Source organism: Methylobacterium sp. A54F, from assembly GCF_053346035.1.
The window spans coordinates 1-9,543 of sequence record NZ_JBKFBF010000031.1 but is presented as its reverse complement, the minus strand read 5'-3'; the positions used below and the strand labels follow the sequence as shown (position 1 = coordinate 9,543).

The 9,543-nt window shown below is 69.8% G+C and carries 6 protein-coding genes and 1 pseudogene; 5 read left to right on the top strand and 2 right to left on the bottom strand.

The window, feature by feature from the left end:
- A pseudogene (locus ACLBXP_RS25135) lies at nt 1-600 on the bottom strand (hypothetical protein); the annotation flags it as partial.
- Nucleotides 597-866, bottom strand: coding sequence for a hypothetical protein (locus ACLBXP_RS25130; protein ID WP_447670571.1), 270 nt, complete (start codon nt 864-866; stop codon nt 597-599). The pseudogene ACLBXP_RS25135 and the gene ACLBXP_RS25130, both read right to left, overlap by 4 nt.
- A 222-nt stretch (nt 867-1,088) precedes the next feature.
- Between ACLBXP_RS25130 and oxlT the strand changes: the two genes are divergently transcribed.
- The 5 genes from oxlT (at nt 1,089) to ACLBXP_RS25105 (ending at nt 9,354) form a co-directional block, all read left to right on the top strand.
- Nucleotides 1,089-2,399, top strand: a complete 1,311-nt coding sequence (gene oxlT, locus ACLBXP_RS25125; RefSeq protein WP_447670570.1) for an oxalate/formate MFS antiporter — start codon at nt 1,089-1,091, stop codon at nt 2,397-2,399.
- Nucleotides 2,400-2,647: 248 nt separating this feature from the next.
- Nucleotides 2,648-4,429, top strand: a complete 1,782-nt coding sequence (locus ACLBXP_RS25120; RefSeq protein ID WP_447670569.1) for a thiamine pyrophosphate-binding protein — start codon at nt 2,648-2,650, stop codon at nt 4,427-4,429.
- Nucleotides 4,430-4,523: 94 nt separating this feature from the next.
- Nucleotides 4,524-5,801 (top strand): formyl-CoA transferase, encoded by a 1,278-nt coding sequence (frc, locus tag ACLBXP_RS25115; protein WP_447670568.1) that lies wholly within the window; start codon nt 4,524-4,526, stop codon nt 5,799-5,801.
- A 75-nt stretch (nt 5,802-5,876) separates the two neighbouring features.
- The gene (locus ACLBXP_RS25110; protein WP_447670567.1) at nt 5,877-6,809 is read left to right on the top strand and encodes a methionyl-tRNA formyltransferase; all 933 of its coding nucleotides are present in this window, start codon (nt 5,877-5,879) and stop codon (nt 6,807-6,809) included.
- Between the two features lie 376 nt (nt 6,810-7,185).
- Entirely contained in the window at nt 7,186-9,354 is a 2,169-nt protein-coding gene (locus tag ACLBXP_RS25105; protein ID WP_447670566.1) for an acetate--CoA ligase family protein, read from the top strand.
- Nucleotides 9,355-9,543 lie beyond the last annotated feature (189 nt).

The following is a 9,543-nucleotide window of genomic DNA, read 5'->3' as shown; positions in this document are numbered from 1 at the left end:
CGCAGCCCCGCCGCCCGGACCTGGCGCGCGGGCACCGCCGTCCTGTGCTTGGGGGGCCGGGGGCGGCGCGGGCGGAGGCGCGAGGCCGAGCCGGGCGCGCCAGCCCCGCGGCGCCGGCGGCGGAGCCGGCTCGGGCGCCAGGATGCCCGCGAGCTCCCGCTCGATCGCGGCGGCGGCCGCCGCGCGCACCGCGTCGAGGGCGGCCGCGATCTCGGCCGCGCGCGGCGCGATGTCCTCGGCGAGGATCCGGGCCGTGATCGCGCGGAAGTTCACGCCGAGATCGCCGTAGGTCTCCCCGAGGGGCACCGACAGCTCGGCCATCACGCGGATTAGCAGCTCGTGCACCGCGAGGCGCTCGGGCCGGAACGCCACCAGCTCGTGCGCGCTCAGACCGCAGAAGCTCGCGAGTTCGAGGGCGTCCGCGAGGGTCGTGGAGACGTTCTCGGGCCGGTGCACCGTGGCGAGCGGCAGGAAGGCCCGCGGCAGGGTCGACTCGATGCCGGGGTTCCAGGGCCCGCGCGGGGCAGGCCCCGCCGGGGGAGCCTCGGCCGGCGGGCGTTCCGCGGATGCGGGGTCGGCCGGTCGGGCCGACGCGCTCACGCCGCCGCGGCCGGCGCCGCCCGGAACAGGCTGGTGCAGCCTGAGCTGCGGTGCATGCTCAGGATCGAGGCGCGGTCGATGTCGGGGTTGCGGTCGAGCACTTCGCGCACGCAGCCGACGACTTTCTCGTACTGGGTCGCGTCGTAGTTCTTCTCCAGCGGGCTCACGGCGATGTAGGTCTCGACCACGAGCACCCGCTCGGTGCGCTCGCGGCCTACCTCCACCGCGACCCAGGCCGACTTGATCAGGCGATTGCTGGACATCATGGGGTTACCTCCAGGGACGGCCGTTTGTTGTTTGGCCATTGCGGGAAGGATGGACCCGGTCCGTGTCGATGCCAAGAGGCCCCGCTCCGAGACCTGTATAGGGAGCGCCCGGTCCCGCGCGGGTCCGGGCCGGGAGGGCCGATTTCTGGCATATTGAATACGTTCCGGGCTTGCTCCATCCTGTCCGCACGGCCCGCAGAGGTCGACACAGGAGTCATCGGGATGGAACGCCACGACGCACCGTCGGCCAAGTGGTGGCAGCTCGCCTTCGGCGTGCTCTGCATGGCCATGATCGCCAACCTGCAATACGGCTGGACGCTCTTCGTCGACCCGATCGACGCCCGCCACCACTGGGGCCGGGCCGCGATCCAGTTCGCCTTCACGCTGTTCGTCGCCACCGAGACCTGGCTGGTCCCGGTGGAGGCCTGGTTCGTGGACCGCTACGGCCCGCGCCTGGTCGTCGCCTTCGGGGGCGTGATGATCGCGCTCGCCTGGACCCTCGACGCCTACGCGGATTCGCTCCCCCTCCTCTATGCCGCCGCGGTGATGGGCGGGATCGGTGCGGGCTCCGTCTACGGGACCTGCGTGGGCAACGCGCTGAAGTGGTTCCCCCACCGGCGCGGGCTCGCGGCCGGCGCCACCGCGGCTGGGTTCGGCGCGGGCGCCGCCCTCACCGTGATCCCGATCGCCCGCATGATCGCGTCGAGCGGCTACGAGAGCGCCTTCCTGACCTTCGGGCTGATCCAGGGCGGCGTGGTGCTGGTGCTGTCGGTGTTCCTGCGCAAGCCGACGGTGCTCGTCGCCCCCGCCCGGAAGAGCCTCCGCCTGCCCCAGAGCCGCGTCGACCGCACCCCGCGGGAGGCGGTGCGCACCCCGGTTTTCTGGGTGATGTACGCGATGTTCGTCATGGTGGCCTCCGGCGGCCTGATGGCTGCCGCGCAGCTCGCCCCCATCGCCCACGACTTCCACGTGGCGGACGTGCCCGTCAGCCTGTTCGGCCTGCAGATGGCCGCGCTGACCTTCGCGATCTCCCTCGACCGCATCTTCGACGGCTTCGGCCGGCCGTTCTTTGGCTGGGTGTCGGACAATATCGGGCGCGAGAACACGATGTTCATCGCCTTCGGAATCGCGGCGCTGGCGATCGTGGTCCTCGTCGCATGGGGCACCAACGCGGGCGTCTTCGCCCTGAGCTCGGCGCTGTATTTCGGCGTGTTCGGGGAGATCTACTCGCTGTTCCCGGCAACCTGCGGCGACACCTTCGGCTCGAAGTTCGCGGCGAGCAACGCCGGCCTGCTCTACACGGCGAAGGGCACGGCCTCGTTCCTGGTTCCCTTCGCGAGCGTCCTGTCGGGCAGCTACGGCTGGTCGGCGGTGTTCGGCCTCGTCATCGGCCTGAACATCGTCGCGGCGGCGCTCGCCCTCTTCGTCCTCAAGCCGATGCGGGCGCGCTACATCCTCGGCGCGGATGTGGACCCGGAGCCTGTTCGTCTCGCCGCGACTGGTCTAACCTCGGACAACCGGGCGCGAATGTAGCCGCGCCCCGGTTCGGGCCGCCGGATCCGGTTTGACACCTGGTATCTGGTATGCCAATTTCGAGTCGTCTTCCCGACGCCGCAGCGAGACGCCGCCGGGCGGGCCACATGGCCGGACGCGGCGCGAGACGAAGCTAACGCTCGCCGCGCCGAGGCGCCCGGCCCACGGACGCGATCGCACCAGAGACGCCACCCGGCGACGCAGCCAACGAGCCGTCGCCGTGCGAAAAAAATCCGGAGGGAACGATCATGGACAGGAACACCAAGGATCAGGCGGCGGCGTCCTCGGACATGGTCGCGAGCCCGGTGACCACCACGGCCGAGGACACGCTCAAGCAGAAGAGCAAGGACGGTACCGTCGTCTCCGGCGGCCACCTCGTCGCCCGGGCCCTCAAGGCGGAGGGCGTCGACACCATCTTCACCCTCTGCGGCGGCCACATCATCGACATCTACGACGGCTGCCTCGACGAGGGCATCCGCATCGTCGACGTCCGCCACGAGCAGGTGGCGGCCCACGCCGCCGACGGCTACGCCCGCCAGACGGGCAAGCTCGGCTGCGTCGTCACCACCGCCGGCCCCGGCTGCACCAACGCGGTGACGGGCGTGGCCACCGCCTTCCGCTCCGAGAGCCCCGTGCTGCACATCGGCGGCCAGAGCGCGCTCACCCAGTGGAAGATGGGCGGCCTGCAGGACCTGCCCCACGTCGACATGATGCGGCCGATCACCAAGTTCGCCGCCACCGTGATGTCGACCGAGCGCGTCGCCGACATGATCGCCATGGCCGCGCGCGAGACCTTCGCGGGCGCCTACGGTCCCTCCTATCTCGAGATCCCGCGCGACGTTCTCGACCGCGAGATCCCCGTCGAGAAGGCCGTTCTGCCGAAGGCCGGTGCCTACCGGGCCCGGACCCGCTCCATCGGCGCCGTCGAGGACATCGAGCGCCTGGCCGACATCCTCGTCAACGCCGAGCGCCCGGCGATCCTGCTCGGCCAGCAGGTCTGGGCGGCCCGCGGCCACGAGGAGGCGATCGCCCTCCTGCGCGGTCTCGACATCCCCGGCTACTTCAACGGCGCGAGCCGCGGTCTGCTGCCCCCGGGCGACGAGCACCACTTCGACCGCACCCGGTCGCTGGCCTTCGGCAAGGCCGACGTGATCGTCATCGTCGGGACGCCCTTCGACTTTCGCATGGGCTACGGCAAGCGCATCTCGGCTCCGAACCTGATCCAGATCGACCAGGATTACCGCACGGTCGGCAAGAACCGCGACGTCACCCTCGGCATCGCGGGCGACCCCGGCGCCGTGATGGCGGCCGTGCTCCAGGCCGCCTCGGGCCGGATCAAGAACGACAAGCGCCAGGCTCGCAAGGAGTGGATGCGGGAGTTGCACCGGGCGGAGGCCGCGGCGACCGAGAAGCTGATGCCGCTGTTCAAGTCGGACCAGAGCCCGATCCACCCCTACCGGGTCGCCTACGAGATCAACGAGTTCCTCTCCGAAGACACGATCTACATCGGCGACGGCGGCGACGTGGTGACGATCTCGGCCCAGGCCGTGCGGCCCCGCCGGCCCGGCCAGTGGATGGACCCCGGTGCGCTGGGCTCCCTCGGCGTCGGCACCGGCTTCGCCCTCGCGGCCAAGCTCGCCCACCCGAACAAGGAGGTGCTCTGCTACTACGGCGACGGCTCCTTCGGCATGACGGCCTTCGACATGGAGACCTGCGACCGGTTCGGCGCGCCCTACCTCGCGGTGATCGGCAACAACTCCGCGATGAACCAGATCCGCTACGGCCAGATCGCCAAGTACGGCCCGCAGCGGGGCGACGTCGGCAACAAGCTCGGCGACATCGAGTTCTCGAAGTTCGCCCACATGCTTGGCAACCACGGCGAGGAGGTGCGCGAGGCCGGCGAGATCGCCCCGGCGCTGCAGCGCGCCCGCGAGGCCATCGCGCGCACGGGTCGCTCGGCCGTCGTCAACATCTGGGTCGACCCGAACGAGTACGCGCCGGGCACCAAGAACCAGACGATGTATAAATAATCGCCTATACAGATCGACGCCCCGCGCGGGCCCGGGATCCTGTGATCCCGGGTTCGCGCGATCCCTTCGTCACCCGTTCAGCCGAGACATTCCCATGAGCAAGGCCCTCGAAGGCGTGAAGGTCCTGGACTTCACGCACGTCCAGTCCGGTCCGACCTGCACGCAGCTCCTCGCCTGGTTCGGCGCCGACGTGATCAAGGTCGAGCGCCCCGGGGCGGGCGACGCGACGCGCCAGCAGCTTCAGGACGTCCCGGACGTGGACAGCCTGTATTTCACGATGCTGAACCACAACAAGCGCTCGATTACCCTCGACTCCAAGAACCCCAAGGGCAAGGACGTGCTCTGGCGGCTCGTGAAAGAGTGCGACGTGCTCGTCGAGAACTTCGCGCCGGGCGCGCTCGCCCGCATGGGCCTGACCTGGGAGAAGATCCAGGAGGTGAACCCGCGCATGATCCTCGCGTCCGTGAAGGGCTTCGGTCCCGGCCGCTACGAGGAGTGCAAGGTCTACGAGAACGTGGCCCAGTGCGCGGGCGGCTCCGCCTCGACCACGGGCTTCCGCGACGGCCTCCCGATGGTGACAGGCGCCCAGATCGGCGATTCCGGCACCGGCCTGCACCTCGCGCTCGGCATCGTCACGGCGCTCTACCACCGCACCCATTCGGGCCGCGGCCAGAAGGTCGACTGCGCCATGCAGGACGGCGTGCTGAACCTCTGCCGCGTGAAGCTGCGCGACCAGCAGCGCCTCGAGCACGGACCGCTCCGGGAATACAGCCAGTTCGGCGAGGGCGTGCCCTTCGGCGACGCCACGCCGCGCGCGGGCAACGATTCCGGCGGCGGCCAGCCCGGTCGCATCCTGAAGTGCAAGGGCCACGAGACCGACCCGAACGCCTACCTGTATTTCATCACCCAGGCCGCGGTGTGGGAGCCGATCTGCGACATCATCGGCGAGCCCGGCTGGAAGACCGACCCGAACTACGCGACCCCGAAGGCGCGCCTGCCGCACCTCAACGAGATCTTCACGCGCATCGAAGCCTGGACGATGACGAAGACCAAGTTCGAGGCGATGGACATTCTCAATGAGTACGACATCCCCTGCGGGCCGATCCTCTCCATGAAGGAGATCGCCGAGGACGAGTCCCTGCGCCGCACCGGCACCATCGTCGAGGTCGATCACCCGACCCGCGGCCGCTACCTCACGGTGGGCAACCCCATCAAGCTCTCGGCGAGCCCGAGCGAGGTGCGCCGCTCGCCCCTGCTGGGCGAGCACAACGACGAGATCCTGCGGGACGTGCTCGGCTACACCGAGGAGGAGATCCTCGAGATCGCCGGGTCCGGCGCGATCGGGACCGTGCAGAAGATCGCCGCCGAGTAAGACCCCGAGTAGGCCCCTCCCCGCCTCCCGCCCCTTCGGGGACGGGAGGCCCGCCACGGCCCCACGGAGACGCCCATGCGCATCGCGTTCATCGGTCAGCAGGATTTCGGCAAGGCCGTGCTCGAAGCGTTCCTGGAGCGCGGCGACACCGTGGCGGGGGTGTTCTGCGCCCCCGAGAAGGAGGGCGCCCGGCCCGACGCCCTGCGGCTCGCCGCCGAGGAGCGCGGGCTCACCGTGTACCAGTTCCCGAGCCTGAAGAGCCCCGAGGCGGAAGCCGCCATGCACGGGCTCGACGCCGACATCGGCATCATGGCCTACGTCCTGCAGTTCGCGCCGCAGAGCTTCGTCAACATCCCCCGGCACGGCACCATCCAGTACCATCCCTCGCTGCTGCCGAAGTATCGCGGTCCCTCCTCGATCAACTGGCCGATCGCCCGGGGCGACACCGAGACCGGCCTGTCCATCTTCCGGCCGACGGACGGCCTCGACGAGGGGCCGGTCATCCTCCAGAAGACCTGCGCCATCGGGCCCGACGACACGATCGGGGAGGTCTACTTCAACCACCTCTTCCCCCTCGGCGTCGCGGCGATGCTGGAGGCGGCCGACCTCGTCGTCGCCGACCGGCACGTCGAGATCACCCAGGACGAGGATCAGGCGAGCTACGAGGGCTGGTTCCGGGCCCGCGAGTCGGCGATCAACTGGGCAAGCCACGTCGACCACATCTACGACGTGATCCGCGCCTCGAACCCCGCGCCCGGCGCCTGGACGACGCTCGACGGCGCGAAGCTGCAGATCTTCGATGCCCGCAAGCACCTCGTGCGAACCTTCGGGGCGGTACGGGGCAAGCTGGGCGAGGTCACCGAGATCGGCGAGCAGTCGATCCGCGTGACGGCGCAGGGCGGGCAGATCGAGGTGTTCAAGCTCAAGGCCGAGGGCGGCAAGAAGATCTCGGCGGCCGAGTTCGCCCGCGGCGGCGGCCTCGGCGTCGGCACCATCCTGGGCGGCTGAGGACTCCCCCGGACACCCGTTCACGCGTCGGCGACGACGCCCCATCGCTCCTCCACCTCGGCACGTCTCCGACCAGCGGAGCCGTGCCTTTTTCTTTGCATTGCAACAACTTGAGCGCGCTGCTGCGATTCGACGGGACGTCGTCGATTTCGTCTTGACATGACTGGCATCTGGCATACCAAATGCCATTCAGCCGCCAACAAGCAACGCCAGCGGCCGAGGCCGGCCTGAGCCCGCCAAAGTTCTTCGCCGCACGGGAACGCCCACCTCACGAGGTGCCCGCGCGCCGACACCCGAACCCCGCAAGCCGAAAATCCTCGACCCCCACGAACAAGATCGCCGCCCGCGCGGCGATTGGCCAACAGGAGGAACGACGATGGCAGACGCCGCCCTGAAGCTTCCCGAGACCGAACTCTTCTCAGACGCCGCGACGGAGGTCCGTGCGATCCTCGATCGCGTGAAGGCGGACGGGCGCGATGCGCTCACCGCGCCCGAAGGCCGCCTCGTCTGCGACGCCTACGGCATCCCCGTGCCGAAGGAGGCGGTCGCCACCTCCGCGCAGGAGGCGGTGCGGGCCGCGGAGGGCATGGGCTACCCCGTCGTCCTCAAGATCGTCTCCCCCGATATCCTGCACAAGACGGAGGCCGGGGGCGTCGTGGTGGGCGTGGCGAGCGCGGAAGCCGTCGCGGAGGCCCACGACCGGATCCTCGCCAACGCCCGCCGCTACAAGGCCGACGCCCGCATCGACGGCGTGCAGGTGCAGCAGATGCTGAAGGGCGGCACCGAGGTCATCGTCGGCGCGGTGACGGACGGCTCCTTCGGCAAGCTCGTCGCCTTCGGCCTCGGCGGCGTGCTGGTGGAGGTCCTCAAGGACATCACCTTCCGGCTCGCGCCGGCGACCCACGCGGACGCGCTGTCGATGCTCGACGGCATCCAGGCGGCCGAGATGCTGAAGGGCGTGCGCGGGTCCGAGCCCGTCGACCGGGCGGCGCTGGCCGACATCATCGTGAAGGTCTCGCGGCTCGTCACCGACTTCCCCGAGATCGCCGAACTCGACCTCAACCCCGTCTTCGCCACGGCCCGCGACGCCATCGCGGCCGACGTGCGCATCGTGGTGGACTTCGACCAGAAGCCCCGCCCGGCGGTGCGCTCCCAGGAGGAGATCGTCGCGGGCATGAACCGCGTCATGCGCCCCGACACGGTGGCGGTGATCGGAGCCTCGGCCGAGGACGGCAAGATCGGCAACTCCGTGATGAAGAACCTCATCAACGGCGGCTACCAGGGCAGGATCGTGCCGATCCACCCGAAGGCCGACAGCGTGATGGGCCTCAAGGCCTACCGCTCGGTGAAGGACGTGCCCGGAACGGTCGACGTCGCGGTCTTCGCGATCCCCGCCAAGTTCGTGGCGACCGCCCTCACCGAGTGCGGCGAGAAGAGCGTGGCCGGCGCGGTGCTGATCCCCTCGGGCTTTGCTGAGACCGGCAACGAGGAGGGCCAGGCCGAGCTGCAGGAGATCGGCCGCAAGTACGGCATCCGCCTGATGGGGCCGAACATCTACGGCTTCTACTACATGGCCCGGAACCTCTGCGCGACGTTCTGCACGCCCTTCGACGTCCAGGGCCAGGCGGCGCTGTCGTCGCAATCCGGCGGCATCGGGATGGCCATCATCGGCTTCTCGCGCTCGACCAAGATGGGCGTCTCGGCGATCGTCGGCCTCGGCAACAAGTCCGACATCGACGAGGACGACCTGCTCGCCTTCTTCGAGCAGGACGAGTCCACCAAGGTCATCGCCCAGCACTGCGAGGACCTGAAGGACGGCCGCAGTTTCGCGGAGGCCGCCAAGCGCGTCTCGAAGACGAAGCCCGTCATCGTCCTCAAGGCCGGGCGCACCTCGGCCGGCGCCAAGGCGGCGAGTTCTCACACGGGGGCGCTCGCTGGCAACGATCGGATCTACGAGGACGTGTTCAAGCAGTCCGGCGTCATCCGGGCCCGCTCGCTGCGCCAGCTCCTCGAATTCGCCCGCGGCGTGCCGGTGCTGCCGACGCCCAAGGGCGAGAACGTGGTGATCATCACGGGTGCGGGCGGCTCCGGCGTGCTGCTGTCCGACGCGGTGGTGGACAACGGCCTCTCCCTGATGACCATGCCCGAGGACCTCGACGCGGCCTTCCGCAAGTTCATCCCGCCTTTCGGGGCGGCCGGGAACCCGGTCGACATCACCGGCGGCGAGCCGCCGATCACCTACCAGAACACCATCCGGCTCGGGCTCGAGGATCCGCGCATCCACGCGATCATCCTCGGCTACTGGCACACCATCATCACGCCCCCGATGGTGTTCGCCCGGAACGTCGTGGAGGTCCGCGACGCGATGCGCGCCCAGGGCATCGAGAAGCCGATCGTCGCCTCGCTCGCGGGCGACGTCGAGGTCGAGGAGGCCTCGCAGTACCTCTACGATCACGGCATCCCGGCCTACGCCTACTCGACAGAGCTCCCCGTCGAGGTGCTCGGCGCGAAGTACAAGTGGGCCCGGGGCGCGGGGCTGCTGTAAGGGCGGGTAGCGAAGCCTGGGCAGGGGGCGGTCCGTTCGCGGCGCCCCCCGCCCGACCACCGGACGAGGTCGCGATGAACATACACGAGTATCAGGCGAAGGCGGTCCTGCGGGAGTTCGGTGTCCCGGTCTCGCGCGGGGTGGCGATCTTCGACGCCGGCGAGGCCGAGGCGGCCGCGACCGAGCTCG